11 protein-coding genes and 1 pseudogene are annotated in these 18,071 nt (G+C 56.6%); 3 read left to right on the forward strand and 9 right to left on the reverse strand.

What is annotated here, in order from left to right; translation table 11 throughout:
- Nucleotides 1-101: 101 nt before the first annotated feature.
- Both AC04SG_RS19025 and AC04SG_RS19030 read right to left on the reverse strand, forming a co-directional pair.
- Nucleotides 102-1,508: an aminotransferase gene (locus tag AC04SG_RS19025; protein WP_488552294.1), complete on the reverse strand. Its 1,407-nt coding sequence runs from the start codon at nt 1,506-1,508 to the stop codon at nt 102-104.
- A 189-nt stretch (nt 1,509-1,697) separates the two neighbouring features.
- Complete coding sequence (locus AC04SG_RS19030; protein ID WP_488552295.1) at nt 1,698-2,861, reverse strand: M20 aminoacylase family protein; 1,164 nt, start codon at nt 2,859-2,861, stop codon at nt 1,698-1,700.
- A 926-nt stretch (nt 2,862-3,787) separates the two neighbouring features.
- Between AC04SG_RS19030 and AC04SG_RS19035 the strand changes: the two genes are divergently transcribed.
- Together AC04SG_RS19035 and AC04SG_RS19040 are read left to right on the forward strand one after the other, a co-directional pair.
- Nucleotides 3,788-3,916 carry a hypothetical protein gene (locus AC04SG_RS19035; protein ID WP_488552296.1) on the forward strand — a complete coding sequence of 43 codons (129 nt, stop codon included), beginning with the start codon at nt 3,788-3,790 and terminating at the stop codon, nt 3,914-3,916.
- A 566-nt stretch (nt 3,917-4,482) separates the two neighbouring features.
- Entirely contained in the window at nt 4,483-6,972 is a 2,490-nt protein-coding gene (locus AC04SG_RS19040) for a GcvT family protein (protein WP_488552297.1), read from the forward strand.
- Nucleotides 6,973-7,644: 672 nt separating this feature from the next.
- Here AC04SG_RS19040 and AC04SG_RS19045 read toward each other — a convergent pair.
- The 4 genes from AC04SG_RS19045 to AC04SG_RS19060 form a co-directional block, all read right to left on the reverse strand.
- Nucleotides 7,645-8,382: a class I SAM-dependent methyltransferase gene (locus AC04SG_RS19045; RefSeq protein WP_488552298.1), complete on the reverse strand. Its 738-nt coding sequence runs from the start codon at nt 8,380-8,382 to the stop codon at nt 7,645-7,647.
- 119 nt (nt 8,383-8,501) lie between these two features.
- Nucleotides 8,502-8,921, reverse strand: a complete 420-nt coding sequence (locus AC04SG_RS19050; RefSeq protein ID WP_488552299.1) for an SET domain-containing protein-lysine N-methyltransferase — start codon at nt 8,919-8,921, stop codon at nt 8,502-8,504.
- 885 nt (nt 8,922-9,806) lie between these two features.
- Entirely contained in the window at nt 9,807-11,087 is a 1,281-nt protein-coding gene (locus AC04SG_RS19055) for an NAD(P)/FAD-dependent oxidoreductase (protein WP_488552300.1), read from the reverse strand.
- Between the two features lie 655 nt (nt 11,088-11,742).
- Nucleotides 11,743-12,534, reverse strand: a complete 792-nt coding sequence (locus tag AC04SG_RS19060) for a helix-turn-helix transcriptional regulator (RefSeq protein WP_488552301.1) — start codon at nt 12,532-12,534, stop codon at nt 11,743-11,745.
- Between the two features lie 393 nt (nt 12,535-12,927).
- Here AC04SG_RS19060 and AC04SG_RS19065 point away from each other — a divergent pair.
- Nucleotides 12,928-13,057, forward strand: a pseudogene (locus AC04SG_RS19065) (IS481 family transposase); the annotation flags it as partial.
- Nucleotides 13,058-13,425: 368 nt separating this feature from the next.
- On the opposite strand, the gene AC04SG_RS19070 reads toward AC04SG_RS19065, so the two are convergent.
- From AC04SG_RS19070 to AC04SG_RS19080, 3 genes are all read right to left on the reverse strand, one after another.
- A complete protein-coding gene (locus tag AC04SG_RS19070; protein ID WP_488552302.1) occupies nt 13,426-14,268 on the reverse strand; it encodes a 2OG-Fe(II)-dependent halogenase WelO5 family protein in 843 nt (280 codons plus the stop codon).
- On the reverse strand, nt 14,258-15,517 hold the full coding sequence (ectB, locus tag AC04SG_RS19075; protein ID WP_488552352.1) for a diaminobutyrate--2-oxoglutarate transaminase: 1,260 nt from the start codon (nt 15,515-15,517) through the stop codon (nt 14,258-14,260). Before ectB ends, AC04SG_RS19070 begins: the two co-directional genes overlap by 11 nt.
- Before the next feature lie 163 nt (nt 15,518-15,680).
- Complete coding sequence (locus tag AC04SG_RS19080; protein ID WP_488552303.1) at nt 15,681-16,370, reverse strand: OmpW/AlkL family protein; 690 nt, start codon at nt 16,368-16,370, stop codon at nt 15,681-15,683.
- Nucleotides 16,371-18,071 lie beyond the last annotated feature (1,701 nt).

Here is an 18,071-nt window from a genome sequence, read left to right on the forward strand (position 1 = left end):
TCAACGAAAAAAAGGCCGGGCTGTTCATTGAACATCCCGGCCTTTCGCGCTCTCCAGGGTGACGGCCAGGCGGAACGACCCGGCCGCCAAGTCTTGGGAGACTATACCGCGCCTTCAGCCTGGAGCGCTTTATAGGTTGTTTCGACCGCACGCACCGTGGCGTCGACGATGATATCGATTTCTTCTCTTTTGATGATGAGCGGCGGTGCATAACCCAAGGTATCAGCGTGCGGCATGGCCCGCGCGATCACACCGTTTTCAAGCAAGGCTGCCGCTGCGCGCACACCCACTTGCAGGCTGGTGTCAAAGGGCACCCGCTTTTTCGGGTCACGCATAAACTCAACCGCCGAGAGAATACCCACACCGCGAACCTCGCCGACTATGGGATGACCTTCAAGCTTGGACTTCATCTGTCCATGCCAGTAGGGCCCCACATCGCGCACATGGTCGAGGATATTGCGCTCCTTCAGGACCTGGATGTTCGCCAACGCCGCGGCGGCACAAAGCGTGTGACCTGAGTACGTCCAGCCGTGACCGATCGGCCCAAACTTCTCGCTGCCTTGCTCCAACACCGACCAAACCCGCTCTCCAATGATTGAGCCTGAAATCGGGAGGTAAGCTGAACTGAGGCCCTTGGCGATCGTGACCAGGTCCGGGCGCATTCCATAAAGATGCGAACCGAATTTCTCGCCTGTGCGACCGAAACCGGTCACGACCTCGTCGGCGATCAGGAGAATGTCATACTTGTCCAGCACCGCTTGAATCTCAGCCCAGTAGCCCTTCGGTGGAGGCACAATACCGCCCGTGCCGAGGACGGGCTCACCGATGAAGGCGCCCACGGTATCTGGGCCTTCCGCAATGATGAGCGCTTCGAGCTCCTTAGCGCAGCGTTTCGAAAATGCTTCCTCGGTCTCGCCGTCCTGCGCCTGGCGATACCAATGCGGGGTGGTCGTATGGCGGACGATGTCGAGCGGAAGATCGAAGTGGTTGTGAAAGAATGCCAAGCCTGTCAGGCTTCCGGTCACCAGCCCCGAGCCGTGGTAGCCACGCTGCCGCGAAATGATCTTCTTTTTTGCCGGGCGACCGAGAACGTTGTTGTAGTACCACACCAGCTTGATATTGGTTTCGTTGGCGTCCGACCCCGAAAGGCCGAAATAGACACGCCGCATGTTCTCGCCAAAATACTCGACGACGGCTTCCGCGAGGAGGGTCACCGTTTTCGTGCTCTGGCTTGCATACACGTGTGCAAATGGGAGCTCATGGGCCTGTTTGGAAATCGCATCGGCGATTTCCTTGCAGCCGTACCCGATGTTGACGCAGTAAAGGCCGCCGAATCCGTCAAGACTTTTGCGCCCCTCGGTGTCCCAGATGTAGACCCCCTCAGCTCCCGCCATAACACGGTTCGGGGTTTCACCTCGGCTATGCTTGGCCAAATGGGTCGAGGGATGGAAAACGTAATTCCGATCCTTCTCCTGAATTTGCGCAGTACCCAAGTTGCTTAGAGCCATTTTTTCTCTCTTTTCGAATGACAGGCGACCGGCCGTATGTCGGTCAGCTGTTCAAAATTAGCAGCAAGTCTGCGCCGGGTTTGACGCAAAATAGGGCTTTCGCGTTGAAATTCAGCGCGAAACGAGCAAAGCCGTGGACTTTCCATCGCTGTCGTCAGTGCTCATGATGTCGGCAGTCTTTTTCCTGCACTAGGCGGCCAGAGTGCCTTCGACCAGATTCACCCAATATCCAATTCCGTAAGGAATCGCATTGTCGTCGAAGTCATAGGTCGGATTGTGCAGCCCAGCCGTAGGCCCGTTGCCGAGGAATAGGAACGCGCCGGGCCGTGCCTGGAGCATGTAGGAGAAGTCTTCGGAGACCATAACCGGCTTGACCTGGTCATTGACCGCGTCCCGCCCGACCAAGCTGCGCGCCGCAGCTGCTGCCCGTTCGTAAGCCTCGGTGTGGTTAAACGTCAGGGGCTCAAGGCGCCGATGGCGAAATTCGATTGTAGCTCCGAAAGCGGCCGCGATGTTCTCGGCGCAGGTCTTAATCTGTTTTTCCGCAAAATCCCGCAATGCGGGAGATAGGCTTCTCACGGTCCCGCCGAGCGTCACGGTGTCGGGAATGATATGGTAGGATTCACTTCCCGTGAACTTCGGAACGGACACCACCAAAGCCTCCGTGGGATCGAGGTTGCGCGACACCAGGGTCTGGAGGGCCATGACGATCTGCGCCCCAACGACAACCGGATCGATCGTGTGGTGTGGCGTGGCGGCATGGCCGCCTCGTCCGGTTATCACGATGTCGAACTCATCGAGAGCCGCCATGATAGAACCGTCCCTGATGCCAAATTTGCCGACCTCAATCCCGGGCATGTTATGCATGCCATAGACCTGGGAGATGTTGAAGCGGTCCATCAGGCCTTGCTGAACCATGCGGTTTGCACCCTGCCCGTCTTCCTCGGCGGGTTGGAAAATGAGCGCCACGGAGCCTTTGAAATTCCGCGTTGCCGCGAGATGCTTCGCCGCGCCGAGGAGCATGGCAGTATGACCGTCGTGGCCGCAGGCATGCATCTTGCCTTCGACCAATGACGTCCAGGGCTTCCCACTCTGCTCAACAATCGGCAAGGCATCCATATCTGCCCGCAGACCGATGGTCGGGCCGTCGCCGCCGGTGCCTTGGATCACGGCAACAACACCCGTCTCGGCTATACCGGTCTCAATGTGGTTGATGCCAAAAGACGCCAGCTTTTCAGCGACAAAGTTGGCCGTGTTGTGGACGCGATAATCAAGTTCCGGATTTTGGTGCAGGTGATGGCGCCAGGCTATAGCCTCTTGATGAATATCCCGGAAATCATTCACGCTGCGCATTCGAGTCTCCTGTTCCAATCTAAGGACACGCCCCAGTTGCCGCGATGCTATCTGCGCAATGGTTCGTTGGAACCGTAAGGTAGGCGCAGCGGCCTTGCGTGCCTTATTTGGACAAAAGCTTCGAGCGTTGTCGCCTCGCAGTCAAATGCATTGTGTGTATCGACCCTATCTCACTTCGAGATGCCTCCAGCACCCGGGTTCCCGCGGTCCAATTTCTTGCGGTCGGGCCGCTCTTGGGTCAAGGCCGGTACTTCTCTGGGGTCTGGCGGCGCAGAAGGCGAGGTTTAGGCTTGAAAAGAGAAGGATGTTTGACGTGGCTGTCGAAACGGTGCCCGCAATCTGTCGTGGAGTTCGCCATTGATCGCAGCCGTCCGGACCTGCATGAGCATATGACTCGTCGTGGAGGGACCTGCGCATCTGCTGTTTACTATGCGTTTCCCGACGAGTGAGTTCACCGCCGACTCGGCCAAGGATGTGGCGTCGCGAAGGCCGGGTCGGTAGCGTTTTCCGTAGTTTACTTCGCACCGCGGTGCGAACGTACATGGGTCAGGGGATGCAAAAAACTAGCTTATGAGGGATGTCCCAGAGACTAGCTTACTTTTTTCCGAAGATTGCCCATCGCGGGGGCTCCGCATGACACATCTCCTTGGCGGAGACAGATGCCATGTCCCTGCCGAGCGTCTGCACTACTCCCCGATCTACTGGCCTAGTGCGGCTTTCCCGCGTTGGCTTGTGAGGACGAATCGCAAATTACCTGGACTTCACTGCTTGAGTTTTCGGTTGTGTCGGGTCTTCGACAAAGTTGGACATGAGAGAGAGCGCTATCACAGCCACCCATTGTTTTCGCATGATTTTCTGATTTGGCACGACACCTGCTGCGCTACCCACAAACGCGGTAGAGGGAGGAATAGAGGAGAAATCATGCCATGATCACGCCCGCCGAATATGTGGTCGCGCCGCAAACACTTAGCTTTCCCGAACAAACGGAAGTCTTTGCGCTTTCATTCTTCAGGATGCCGAACAGCGTTCGATTGCCCCCCCTTGAATGCTCGTGATGATGATCTCTGTCTTTGGGCTTGAAGTTTGTGGAAGGCGAACCGGGGCCTGCCTGGGGGGCCAGCCACTCGACCAGCACGTTGGAGCACTTCGATGGAGCGCTGGTCGAGCGCGACCATGACGCCCTCTCAGCGATTTTGGACCCTCTCGACAACATGATGACCTGCTGCGGTCAGCACTTCTACAATTTCTGGCAAGATCCGCGACACCCGCGGACTTTGGGGCGCTGGACCCCATTGCCGCCTCCCTGATGGCGGATCCCCCGGTGGGAGCCACTACTCGATCTGGACGCCTTCGCTACCAGCGACGGAGATGACTGAATCTGGGGCAGCGCGCCGCTTGAGCGAGACAGGAAAGCCGTTCTAGCCTGTCGAGCGCCGGCAGCGATGCGGTCGACCCTGACGCGCTTCACTGGAGCCGTGCCCGGCGCTCTTCCTAAGGTAGGCGCGAATCGTGGTCTACGGTGGCCTCGAAGTCTCGCCGTGGAGATGCAGTCGTCTGTGGGGGGGGGCGCGCTCCGCGGACTCTGCCGAAAGGATGTCGAGAAAAGGAACGGAAGGTTACGATGAGAGTCATACCAGAATTTAACAAGGTTACTGAGGTATCCGAAGTAAAGCCTCTGCCCTCTAAAGCGCGAGCGGTGATAATCGGAGGAGGGATTTCGGGGTGCTCCGTTGCATATCACTTAGTGAAGCTCGGATGGACGGACGTGGTCCTGCTCGAACGTAAGCAACTTACATGCGGCACGACCTGGCATGCTGCCGGATTGCTTAGCGAGATTCGCGATTCTAGTGACATGACAAAGTTAATAAAGTATTCAATGGAGCTCTACTCTAAACTTGAAGACGAGACAGGGGTTGCAACCGGGCTTCGCCGCGTCGGCTCGTTGTCTATCGCAATTACCGAGGAGCGGAAGCATGAGTTATACAGGCAACTCTCTCTCGCAGCCGCTCACGGTGTCGAGGCTCGAAAAGTCTCTGTGCGAGAGCTGGTTGAAATGTATCCCCATGTCAATGTATCTGATGTCACTGCTGCGCTTCATTTTCCTAATGATGGACAATGTGATCCAGCCAATATCGCGATAGCGCTGGCCAAAGGGGCACGTCAGCGCGGCGCCGCAATCTTTGAAGGAGTAAAGGCAGCCGGTGTTCAGGTGAGAAACGGCCGCGTATCAAGTGTAACATGGGAAAAGGATGGCCAGCGAGGGTTGATCGAAGCGGAGAACGTCGTAAACTGTGCGGGCATGTGGTCACGGGAATTCGGAGCTAGAAGCGACGTCGTGGTTCCATTGCATGCGTGCGAGCACTTCTACTTGATCACAGAGCCAATTGGTGGACTAACTCGGCTGCCGGTCCTACGGGTCCTTGACGAACATACCTACTACAAGGAAGATGCGGGAAAAATTCTTTTCGGGGCGGTGGAACCGAAGGCGAAACCGTGGGGCATGGACGGCATCCCGGAAGATTTCTGCTTCGATCAGTTGCCCGAGGACTTTGCCCATTTCGAACCTATTATGGAGAAGGCTCTAAAGCGAATTCCGATGCTGGCCACGGCCGGTATTCGCACCTTCTTTAATGGACCAGAAAGCTTCACTCCGGACGACCAATATCACTTAGGTGAAGCTCCTGATGTTAGGGGCTATTGGGTAGCATGTGGTTATAACAGTACAGGGATAGCTGCCTCAGGAGGTGCGGGCTTGGCGCTGGCGCAGTGGATGAATGATGACGAACCGCCCTTCAATTTGTCAGGCGTAGACATCCGTAGGATGGAGCCGTTTCAGAAAAACTGTTCGCGCTTGAAGGAACGGGTTTCGGAGGTAGTGGGACTTTCCTTTGCCGACCACTTCCCCGCTCGTCAGATGACAACAGCGCGCGGCATTCGACGCTCGCCAATTCATGAACATCTCAAAGCACGCCGGGCGGTCTTCGGTGAGATGGTGGGCTGGGAGAGAGCCAACTGGTTTGCCAGGGAGGGTCAGGAGCGCGAATACCGATACTCCTGGCACCGCCAAAACTGGTTTGATAATCAGCGAGACGAGCATACGGCGGTTCGTGAACGAGTAGCTGTTTTCGACTTGACTTCGTTCGGAAAAATCCGAGTGGAAGGCCGAGACGCTACCAGCTTTCTCCAGCGGCTTTGCTGCAACGATGTTGACGTACCGGTTGGCCGGATCGTTTATACGCCAATGCTAAACGAGCGGGGCGGAATCGAGAGCGATCTCACCGTGTGTCGTCTTACAAAGACTGCTTTCCTGCTGGTCGTTTCGGCCTTCGCAGTGCGACCCAATCTCTCTTGGCTGAGCCGGCATCTAGGCGATGAGTTCGTCGTTATCACCGATATGTCGGCGGCGGAAAGCGTCCTGGCCGTGATGGGACCGCATTCGCGCGAACTGCTCGGCAGAGTAAGTCCGAATAACTTCTCCAACGAAAACAATCCTTATGGCACCTGCCAGGAGATTGAAATCGGCATGGGTCTGGCGCGGGCCCATAGAGTTAGCTACGTCGGCGAGCTGGGGTGGGAGATCTACATACCGACTGACCAAGCCGCGCATGTCTTCGAAGTAATCGAGGCGGCGGGCGCAGATCTGGGACTGAAGCTGTGTGGGCTTCATGCCATCGGCTCGTGCCGCATCGAGAAGGCATATCGGCACATCCCCGATGATGTGGGCAGCGGGGATCATGTGCTCGAAGCGGGACTGGGCTTCGCTGTCAAGACGGCAAAGCCTGGATTTATTGGCCGCGATGCGGTGCTGAGAAAACTTGAGACGGGACTCGACCGTCGGCTGGTTCAGTTCCGCCTTAAAGACCCCGCGCCTCTGCTTCATAGGAACGAAGTCATTTTCCGAGACGGTCGGATCGCCGGAACAATCACTTCCGGAGACTACGGGCACACACTCGGCGGAGCCCTTGGCCTTGGCTATGTACCGTGCAAGTATGAATGCGAGACAGCTCTGCTCTCCTCTTCTTATGAGGTTGAGATCGCTGGCCAGCGTTTTCCCGCAGAAGTCTCGCTCAAACCGATGTATGATCCCAAGGGCCAGCGGATGCGGGTTTGACTTAGAGTTGGGGGAGTGGGCATCCATGAACGTATCCTGAGTATCTTTGCTGCAGGCCGCGTCTAACCGATTCCCACTGACGCTGCAGGGCTCGCCCAACTGGCAACAAGCGGCTTTTACAACGAGGTTGATGTCAAATGGCTGCGCGCGCACGATGTACGCAACATGATCACCGCTCGCGGTCATCTCCCCTATCCCACGTCCGACTCGACTACATGATCCGTGGGGTTGTGCGCCACCTTCGTCGTGGCGCATCGATCACCCTCGTTGCTGAGGGTGCGCGTGCAGTTGGTCGAGCAAGGAACTGGATCTCAAGCTGCGTATGCCGAGGGCAATGTTCCGCGAACGAACGCGGGGACTGACCTTATGCGAACCCAGACGGGGCGGCACTGTCATGAATCTTGTGCGTGCGGCCGCTTGTCGTCATTGGTTTTACGGCGAAAGCTTGAAGGTCAGCGCCTCGATCGGATTCGCAAGGCGTATGATTTGCCATGGATCTGCGCGTGCCTGCTCGCGTGAGTAGCTGGCTGCCGCTGCGACTTGCCCGGTTGCGACCAAACATCGACGTGGCGGGGGTCATGCAACGTTCGGCCAACCGATGCCTAAAGATCGCGATCGGATCACAAACCGCCGAGGCTCTACTATCGCTAGGAATGAACGCTCAGAGGCAGGCTACAAGGTGGTTCGGCGGTAAACTGAGATATGGCCTTTGGACTCTTTGGTGAACGCGCCCCTTGCCCAATCTCCGCAACGCTCCGCCAGTCTCAGCCCAACGCACTCGGCCATGGTGTCGAGCTCTTGGTGATAAATGTACCGAACGCGCTGCGGTAAACGTTTGACCGACGCGCCAGAAAACCACAGTATTGTTGAGGTCAAATGCTGGTGTATCGGGTCGTGGAGCATCGCATTGACAAATGTATTCTCCTGATCAACGAACGTAGTGGTAATATTCTGGCCGCCGACAAAACCATCTAAACATGGAACGCGTACTTCGATTACTACAGCTCCGTTCTCCTTTAGCGCCTCAGCAGCCGAACGAAGGCAAGCTATTTGCTCTTCGCGCCTGGAGAGGAGCGTGAATGTGCCATAGACGCAATAGACCAAATCGTAGCGCCGCTCTGAGCCGAAATCGGCAATGTTCCCCTTCCAAGCTTTGATCAGATCGGTACGCTTGGCGAGAAGTTTTAACATACTGTCCGAATTGTCGATGCCTTCGACTTTGACACCGCGCTCGCTCAACGGCACCGCCACGCGCCCATTGCCAATTCCGAGCTCAAGAGCACACCCTCCTTTGGAAAATCGCTCGAGAAAGTCAGCAGTTTCGCATGCCTCCGCGGCTTTACCTAATAAGCTGGTGAATTGTTCATATGTGGAAGCCACACTCTCGTCATATGGAAAAGCATCATGCATACTCGTTGTCCTATATCTTTGTTTCTGCGTCAATTGTTTAATTGCATCAGCAGGTATTGCTCTTTATTATGGCCATTGCACCCAAGATCAATTCGGTCATCGTAGGCAATGGTTCGGTTTCATTCGATGAACTTTATAGCTTCGGGGTAATCTGTGAGGTTGTTATACGTTTGTGTTATTTCTTCATCCACCTTTATGTCCTTAACTGCCACAATGCTGGCCCATGCGCCGGAGTCTTCATCGGTCCAAACCGTTTGTGCGTTAGGACGCAAAGAGTGATTCACCAGCGAAGCAAGACCAAAAACAACGTACCGAGCTATTGGCTCATTCTTATTTTTTTTGTCAAATCGGACGAAATAATACTCAAGTATTCCAGTACGATCTATAAGGTTTGCTTCTATGTCGCCGAATACCCACGTTGGAGCGCGCTCGATTAGATCCCCAGCTCTGAACGGGGTATTCGCGAATAAACCACGACCTTTTACGGGAACCTTCTTGACATACAAAGCATTGCTACGATCAAAGACCCTGTTGACCATGGTGTCTACCTTCTTAATGCTGAGATTACATTTCTGATGAGGGGGCGGCATTAAGTTTTCGACCGTGATTCGACTGCAATGCTGACTATAAAGAAGTCGACACCTGGTGTTGACCGCAGGCTCACCTATGATTCTCAAGTTCTCGCCGCAAACCTGCTCGTCCGCGGAGCAGCTATTAAGGCCTCGCCCATATCTAATGATACTTTTGCCACTACGTGTCCCTTTGCTCGAGAGAACGGAAACCTCCTTGCGCTCGGCAAGGTGCGTCTTCTAAAGGACGTTCCATTTTAGATGAAAGCGAACATAGCTGGTTCTCAAGCTCGTCATACCTACCAATACGAGTGGGTAAACGTTAGCTGCCAACCCTGCCCTTACCGTTTCATCTCCTAGATGCCGTATCACGGGAGTACACGACTGCCGGTTTGGTCGTCGGGGCCGGTTCAAGCGTGCTTGAACGTTGGATCTGCATCGCTGCCGGAAAAGGGCGTCAGAAACGATTAGCAGGCTTCTCTGATTGGGGTTGTCGAGGTTAGTTCCTCTTGCGTTTTTTTCGGATCGGCGTCCCCGCGGGTCAGTCGCTTCTCTTCGCGGTCGGCGCAGGGCCGCCGCATGATGGAGTCAGGGGAGCGAGGCGTCTCAATCTGCTAAACGGACTTGGGGAAGTTCGCCCGGCATCGGGCCTGCCAACGAGATCGCATTGACCGTCGTCCCACGGGACGTCGCCACAGGCTCGTCACGCACTTCCAAGCTGAAGCATCTCCCAGTTGTTGCAACGCAGATATGAAATGTCTTCTGCGATGGAGCAAGCGCGCGGGTTTGGGGTGACGGCTAGAAAAATGACACGGTTACTTACTTAAACATGCCAGATGGCGCCCGCGACGGCGATCAGCGCGTTGGCGGCAGATGCGCGATCTGCGCGCCGAGCTCATAGTAGCCCTCTCTGATTGCCCGGAAGCGGGCGCTCTGCGCTGGGGATACGGGCAGAAACATTCGATCGAGCGGCAGCTCGCCGCTGATGCAGCGGGCGAGCTCGCAGCCGAACACCGTACCCGGCGCGATACCTCGTCCATTGAAACCCGTCAGCGCGATCATGTTTTCCGCTGGGATATGAAGGCGGGGCAGATGGTTGGTCGTGATGCCGATCCGACCATACCACTCATGCTCCAGCTCGATCTCACCTATCTGCGGGAAGAGCGCCCGGACACGCCGCCTCGCCCAGTTTCGATGGATCGCGATTCCGGTGCCGCGGAGTGCGCCGACGCTGCCGACGATGAGGCGGCCGGCATTATCTGTACGAAAGGCGGTCAGCACGTTCCGGGTGTCCCACGCACCGTGCCCCTCGGGCAGGATCGTGCGGCGAATTGTGTGGCTCAGCGGCGCAGTCGCGACGTGGAAGACGGGCAGCACTACCTGCTCGCCCCGCAGCTCTGGGAAGATGCGAGACGTGTAGGTGTCGGTCGAAAGAACCGCCCACTTGGCCCGGACGCTTCCATCTTGCCCGGCGAGCCGCCAGACGCCGCCTTCGCGCGCGATGTGTTCGACCGGGCTCCTCGTGAGGACGGTCGCGCCGGCGGCAATCGCCGCGCCGGCGAGGCCGCGCACATAGGCGAGCGGCTGGATCGTCCCGGCCCGGAGGTCGAGAAGGCCTGCGGGGAAGGCCGCGGTGCCTGTCTTGGCACGCGTATCCCCCGAATCGAGGATGTACACCGGGGCGCCGAGCGCCTGCCACTGCCGAGCCCGCTCCGCGATCTCAGCAACGCCCTTCTTATCGGCTCCACAATGGATCGTGCCGGCCCTCTTCAGCTCGCACTGCAAGTTGTGCTTGTCGACGATCTCGAACACGGTGCGTGGAGAATCGCGCAGTAAATTAAGCAGGCGACTGCCATAAACCCGACCGAGCGTCTCCTTGAGCGCCGAGGGCATCACCCAGAGGCCTGCATTCACCAATCCGGTGCTTCGCCCGGCGGCGCCAAAACCAATTTCGGCTGCCTCGATCACAACAGCGTCCAGGCCCCGCTCGGCTAGGTGCAGCGCAGTGGACAACCCGGTGTAGCCGGCTCCAACAATCGCGACATCGGCTACGAGGTCGCCTGCCAGCTTCTCCGTCGCAGGCGCCGGCGGAGCTGTCAGCTCCCAAAGCCCGTGCGAACGTCGATCGTTCAGCATTCTTTTTGCTCCCACCCTTGTCCTCTTCAAAGTCCTCTGCCCTGGCGGCAACGCGGACGCGCTCTAGCTCTCGAGTTGACCATGTTCTCGGCCCAAAGGGCCAATACCTACTTCGGAAAGCCGTTTACAAAACGCATTACCGATCTGATGTGGGATCGACGAACACTTGCGCGGTCGCACTTCTGCCTCGCACACTGGCGCCACAGAGAAAAATCGCGCTATCGGACACTTCCCGCGCGAATGCCATTTCCTCCGCGACGATGAGCACATTGCCCTCCTCTCATCCGCAAGAATGCGCGTAACCTCGAGAACTTCGCCTGCAAGATCATCCAGTGCGATCCTCGGATCCTGGATTTTAGTGACGGCAGAATTCAGCCTGGCGTGCGTCGGCTGCCAGTTTCGCAACTTTTGGTAGAGTAGCCATAATTGTTCAACCCTTAGGTGGTTTGGTATTGTGAGGTTGGAAAATTCAGTAGCCTGCATCGTTGTGCGCGACGTATGTGTTTTCGTTTGGCGCGGGCCGGCATAGTATGCCCTCGTCCTGCCGCAAGTGCCTTGGCCGTCGGAAGCAATCCCGAGCACCCGAGACTGAGGCAGAGCCACGTTGTAACGAATGCATACTTAGTCATAACGGCCATTCACGAATCGCGTAAGTTCACAACTCTATAATTCTCGCTTTTATCGCTTTTATAGCTGCGGTTGTCCTCCTGGCGGATTCCGTTTTTCGCATTACATTTTTTATGTGAAAGTTGACAGTATTTACGGATATCCCTAGTATTACGCCTATTTCCCATGACGATTTACCTTTGGCTGTCCACAGGATACACTCTTTTTCTCGTGTAGAAAGATTAGTCATATCCTCGATGTTGCTCAAATTGTCAGGGTTAGTAAGCTTCTGATGAAAATGTACCGCCGCAAGTTGCAAGTACGTGATTGTTCTATTCTCGAACTCACCGTCCCGGGCTTGAGCAAAGTTCATGATCCCCAAGCCGCCGTCGGGGTCGTGCAATGGAACACTGACGCCTGACTTCAAGCCGAACGTTGCAGCCTCATCAAAAAAGCGCCGCTCGTCGTCAGTCGTGCTGGCGTCGTTGTACACCTCGCTCCATTGAAAAGCGCTTGACCGCTTTCGACTGGTCTTGATGATCGGGTCTATCCTTTCGTAACGCATTTCAAAATAGCGCTCCTGCCATTCATCAGGGTACTTCAGCATGACGACTGGCAGGCCTCGGACCGGCTCTAAGGACTTTTGGTCTGGCGCAAGATGGCCATAGGCGATCCAATGGCAATCAAAGTTCAGAGCAAAAGTGGATAACACCTCGAACAGACGATCGGATCTGCCAACCCCATCGGTCTGGTCGAGAAATCGGCCGAACTCTACCGCAAAAGCCTCGCTGGCAGGATCAGGGAAAAGCTTTGCCGGGACCGAGCGAAACTTGTCGGGCACTCTGGTTGGGAGACCTCGAAGTTGAGACACATCGGTTATCAGTGGGCGTTTCACACTCTCTACTCCGTAGCCATTTTGCGTTGGATGTGCCGCGGTCGGACCACTTTCCGTCTATTCGGGCCACGTAATTACGCCTAGGCTGGCCAACAAAATCAGAGCTCTAGCATCTCATCGCGGCTGAGGAAGTTATTTGTGTTTAAATTTTTGCGTTGTTACTGTGACGGCAGCGCAATAAAGAAGCCGAACTCGGGGTAATGCATTCCGCCGCTTCAAGTTAGCGTCATTGGCGTTTCCAGAATAACATCTATGAACTCGGCGCCCCCCCACAAATGCGTATCAAGTTACACTTCCAGATGATCGCTTCTTGAACCTCCGCGTTTCGGTGCTCTCACCGAGGAAGAGGCCGTCATTGTCGCTTTGCGGCGCTACTCTGTTGCTGCGCGACGACTGCCTCAATGCCTTAGAGCCGACGATCCCGCAGCTGACGCGCTCGTCGCTGCGTCGTTGGCTTCAACGCCATGGCGGTCTCCACAGGAGGGTAGTTCACCCACGTCCCGGATGGGCTCACCACGAGGCCCGTTCCGAAACAGGACCAGCAGGGACATACCGGACAGTCACCAGAGGATGAGCCCGACCATCAAGGATGCGAACGTCAGGCGCTTCAACTACGAGCGCCACGATCACCCCGCCAGCACCCCGCCGACTTATCTCACGCTACAACTTCGGCCGGTAGGCTCAGGACCCTCAAAGGGCTCTCGCCCTATGAGTCGTCGGCAGGTTTCGGCCGCACAGCCCGACGCTTGGTTGATCGGGCGAGCAAAGCCGGGACTTAACATGAGGCTGATGCGTTTTCTTATGACCGAGCGGGATCACTGGCTGGCACGTCCAAGTTTAAGTCCACCAAAGAACAAGATCCGACCGCGCAAACCCGAAAAAGCTGTTGAGCACCAACCGCCGCTTTCCGTTGCCGGATTGGCCGGTGACCCCGTGAACGAAACCACCGTCGATCAGGGCGATGTCCCCGGCTTTGAGCTGGAATTCGCGATGAGGAACGTCTTCAAGATAGGCTGTCGAATAGGGATATCCCGTGGTCTCAACACCTTGCGACTTGCGGTCGACAACCGTGGGCTTGTGGCTCCAAAGCCGCAGATTTCCACCCTGCTCGGCCATGCTAGGGTAGAAGTTGAGTGCCGCGACGGTGTTTTGCGCCACCGCAGAAAGCTCGTAATCGTTCCCGGCGCTTAGCACTTGAGCGACATCGTCGTGCGGCTCCAATGAATACGCGCCACTGCCAGACCAGCTGAGAGCGCGACAGACATTGGCCTGCCCCTGCTCCGAGCGAGCTAACCGAAATTCAATGCCCTGGTTGTGAAGCTCGCGCTTTAACGCGTCGAATACTGATCGGACCGGATCAACCAAATTGCCGAAAAGGGCATCGACGTGGGGTCGCGCAGTTTCTGAATCTGCGAAATACGTGGCTGCATCCTTCCTGTAGTGTGATGCGCCGACATATTGGCCGGGGACGCCGTCTTTGCGTTCCCCGAGGCCGGGGCTGCTAACAAAGTTCGTGGTGATTTCTTCTGCTATTTCCGTACTGAAAGCTTGCTTGATGTGCAGAGCGGTGATCTCACCCTTCAGGACTGAGATGATTTCCGCAGTGCTGATTGAGCCGGTTCGTTCCATGATCGTAGGAGGCGAGATGGCAGGCGCCTGAGATGCTTGGTTAGTGCCCATTGGCTTGCTCCTTTAATGCGTGATCTAGGATGGCGATGCCATGATCAAGTTCGTCGTCGGTGATGGTTATCGGTGGTAGGACTTTGATGACTTCGCGATTTGGTCCTGACGATTCGATCAGCAGGCCATTTTCGAATGCGACATCATGCACACGGCCAACAACGGCCTGTGAGCGGCATTTGAGACCGGCCATCAGACCGCGGCCGCGGCTTTGTTCGATGCACGTGGGAAATTTCGCAATCAGGCTATCGAGGTGGTTTTGCAGTTTGGCGGCTGTTTGCTCAACGCCTGCAGTGAACTGCGTGTCGGACCACAGTCTGCACATCGCCCCTGCAGTCACGAAGGCGAGATTGTTGCCTCTGAACGTACCGCTGTGTTCTCCGGGATTCCAAATGTCCAGATCGGGGCGAATCAGAACAATGGAGAACGGGCTACCTGACGCGCTGAGGGACTTTGAAAGGCATACGATATCGGGATCAATACTCGCGAACTCGAATGAGAAGAACTCGCCCGTTCGTCCCGCACCCGCCTGAATGTCGTCGACGATCAAAACAACGCCGTGCCTGCGGCAAATGCGCTGAATTTCCGTGAGCCAAGCAGCAGATGCCGTGTTCATGCCGCCTTCCGCCTGAATGGTCTCCAGAATGATAGCGGCTGGCTTTTCAATGCCGCTGCCTGGATCGCCCAAGACGAAGTCTATGTAGCCGGCGGAATCGAAATCTTGGTTCGGATATCCGTCATAGGGAACACGGATCACATCGTGGCGAGCAACACCGCCCAATTCCCTGGTCGATGCCGAACCCGACACCGCCAAAGAACCCAGCGACATGCCATGGAACGCATTCGTGAACGCCATGACGCTCGAGCGCCCGGTATATTTTCGCGCCAGCGCAAGCGCTGCTTCGTTAGCGTTTGTGCCGGTCGGCCCAGGAAACTGTATCTTATACGAAAGCCCCCTGGGCTTAAGGATCGAATCCACAAACGTTTCAATGAATTCGCGCTTTGCGGACGTATACATGTCGAGGGACAGAAGAATGTTCTCGCCGACGAGATACTCAATCGCCGGCGCAATAATATTCGGGTTGTTGTGACCGTAATTGAGGGCGCCCGACCCTACGAGGAAATCGATATATGGCTTACCGGCCTCGTCCCAGATTGTCGCTCCAAGGGCCCTTTTGAAGACTGTAGGAAAGGACCGGCTGTAGCGACGGACGTTAGATTCATAAGCCGCGAAAACGTCGGTATTCATCATAGGACTCTGCACGTGGCGCCTCATTGAACAGGTTGCACATAGGCTCGTTTTGCTGGCGACATATCCCCACAAGACAGAGCCAGAATGTCAGCGTCGCAGCTCCCTCATCGGGCGTTTTCGCCTGTCCGAAATCGGTGCCGTAGGTTCACACGCCGACCCATTAGAAGCGGTATGTGAGGCCTGCACCAATTAGCCAGGGGTCAAGCTTGGCCTTGCCCTTCAGATCTGTGCCAGCCACTTTGACGGTAAAATCTGGTTCCAGGAAAAGCTTCTTGACGTCGAAGTTGACCCCCCAGTGCTGGTCCAGCATGTAATCGAAGCCGACCTGCAGGGCGGCGCCAAATGTGTTCTTCACATGAAGAGCATCCGCGCTGCCGACACTCTGATTGTAGAAGACGGTGTAGTTCAGGCCGGCCCCAACATAGGGTCGGAAGGCCCCGAACTGGATAATATGATACTGCAGCGTGAGGGTGGGTGGCAGCGCCCAGACTTTGCCGACGTTCCCCAGCGCGCCGATCGCTCCGGCGCCGTCGACCTTGGCGGAGGTGGTGGCAAGTATGAGTTCGGCAGCGATGTTTTCTGTGAAGAAATAGGAGATGTCGAATTCCGGGGTTATGGTGTCTGAATAGGAGAGATTGGAACCGGCAATCCCGCCGACGTAACCTGAATCGTTGGTCTTCACTCCCAACGCGCGGACGCGGATCTGCCATGGACTTGGCGTCTCAACCGGCCCCTGGTCCTGTGCGACGTAAGGTTGCACAGGGTCTGCCGCCAAGGCTTGCTGGCTAATTGCGATAAGGACGGTGAACGCTGTAGCGACCTGCGCCGAAGCCATCCGCACTTTTGTCATCAATGTTCTCTCCTGATATCTGACACCGCCGGTTGCTCCACCGTTTGCGCGCTCGACGATTGCACATCAGCCGCTCCCCGGAAGCTTCGCGAGCAGCGTTGCATTTGTCGTGCCAAAGGCAAGGAGATTGAAAAACAGCACCCATTCGCTTCCGACGAGCTCGTAGCGGAGCTGATACTGTCGTGTTTCGAGCGGATACTGTCGTGTTGCCCACAAATCTGACTAACGACCGCGAGCGCGAGAACTATCCCTGCCCTATTTCGCCAGAGGATGGGTGCAATGGGTTGCCTTGCGGGCGAAACTCTGGCTGTCGACATGGCCGGCCGCCGCACCGGAGAGCATGCGTGATGCTTGGTCACTGCTAAAGGGCAGAGACTTGAGCGGCATCGAACCGGTCGTCTGCGAGCGTGGTGCCGGTGCTGTCGCCGTTGTCCCCGTGGAGTGGCGGCGCTCCTCAGCATCGCCTGCATCTGCTGGAGCACAGGCGTAAGGATCACGCGCGGCAAGTGATGAGATGGCGCTGTAAAGCGCTGACTTGCCGGCCCGAGGCCCTGCGCGATTCGACCACCAGGAATGATGGCCGCAGAACTGAGGCCGATAAAGCCGCGGGCAAGAGCTGAACAAGACGTCGCTCGTGATACTGCTGCGGTGATGTCCCGAGCCGTACTCGTTCGTCGACGGACGCGGTCCGCTAAGAAGATGTCTAGGCGCCCATGACTCAGACCAGGCTTTGTCGCGAATTTGCCCAGAAGGTTCAATCTGGAGCACGTGAGGGAAATGGCGGCACAAGGTTTGCAGGAGCCGCGCATCGCAGCGCTCCGCAAGTTTGCGGGTCAGGGGGGCTGCACGATGCCGCGACCGTCGTGCTTGGCCGCATAGTGACGCGGGCTTCCTGGCATAGCGCGGCTTTAGCGACCGTTGGGCCACGGAAGCCGAAATCTTATGGTTCCGAATTCGATGGCTATGTGGCCCTGCGTGAACTCCCCGAAATGCTCGCTCAAATGAGAGCCCACAAAGGGATCGCGAGCTGGTCATTCAAGTCCGCTCAGACATCTACCGCTTCGATGTCTTGCATCCAAACAATCCATTGTTCCGATCGACAGTTATAAATTAGGAACGGCTACAATTATCTACTGATCAATCGATGGCAAAGCGAAAGAGCGTACCCGGTGCTTCAGGAAGTCGCCGCAGGAGATCTGTTCGTGCCCCCTGAGGCGCGATGGATTAGGACGTCTGCGTGGCGGGACAGATCTCGCTCCTCTTCCACTCGCAATTGGACAATGCGCACGCCGGTTCGCACTGCCAGACAAAATCCCAGCTCGCAGGCCCAGGTAGTTGTGCGGGTCGCATCTTGCGAGGGTTCCCTCGCCCGCGGCTTCAGGCCGGGTGGGGACCAAGGCTTTCACGGAGCAGTTGGCGGCGCTGTGCGAATGGTCACGGTCATGGACGTCGAGCCGCAAATGCTTTCCCTGACGCGCCTGCGCATGCGGATTTTTCGCACATCGATTGGGTGGTCTACGAAGAACAACGCAGCTCAGGCAGGGAGTGTTCGACCTCATCGTCCTGGGCGACGTGCTTTGTCATCTCCCGTGCATAGCGGAACTGTGAACAGCGATCGAAAATCTGGTTCGCGTGTTTGCTCCGGACGGTCATCTGGTTTCCGTATCGAGGCGCGACATCGCCCACTCCGGGGCCGTTTCG

Source organism: Mesorhizobium sp. CNPSo 4684, assembly GCF_057784315.1.

What these genes read in the sequence shown, in the direction of transcription:
- AC04SG_RS19035 (WP_488552296.1), top strand. Translation starts at nt 3,788, where the DNA reads ATGATCACGCCCGCCGAATATGTGGTCGCGCCGCAAACACTTAGCTTT.
- AC04SG_RS19055 (WP_488552300.1), bottom strand. Translation starts at nt 11,087, where the DNA reads ATGCTGAACGATCGACGTTCGCACGGGCTTTGGGAGCTGACAGCTCCG.
- AC04SG_RS19025 (WP_488552294.1), bottom strand. Translation starts at nt 1,508, where the DNA reads ATGGCTCTAAGCAACTTGGGTACTGCGCAAATTCAGGAGAAGGATCGG.
- AC04SG_RS19040 (WP_488552297.1), top strand. Translation starts at nt 4,483, where the DNA reads ATGAGAGTCATACCAGAATTTAACAAGGTTACTGAGGTATCCGAAGTA.
- AC04SG_RS19050 (WP_488552299.1), bottom strand. Translation starts at nt 8,921, where the DNA reads ATGGTCAACAGGGTCTTTGATCGTAGCAATGCTTTGTATGTCAAGAAG.
- ectB (WP_488552352.1), bottom strand. Translation starts at nt 15,517, where the DNA reads ATGAATACCGACGTTTTCGCGGCTTATGAATCTAACGTCCGTCGCTAC.
- AC04SG_RS19045 (WP_488552298.1), bottom strand. Translation starts at nt 8,382, where the DNA reads ATGCATGATGCTTTTCCATATGACGAGAGTGTGGCTTCCACATATGAA.
- AC04SG_RS19030 (WP_488552295.1), bottom strand. Translation starts at nt 2,861, where the DNA reads ATGCGCAGCGTGAATGATTTCCGGGATATTCATCAAGAGGCTATAGCC.
- AC04SG_RS19080 (WP_488552303.1), bottom strand. Translation starts at nt 16,370, where the DNA reads ATGACAAAAGTGCGGATGGCTTCGGCGCAGGTCGCTACAGCGTTCACC.
- AC04SG_RS19070 (WP_488552302.1), bottom strand. Translation starts at nt 14,268, where the DNA reads ATGGGCACTAACCAAGCATCTCAGGCGCCTGCCATCTCGCCTCCTACG.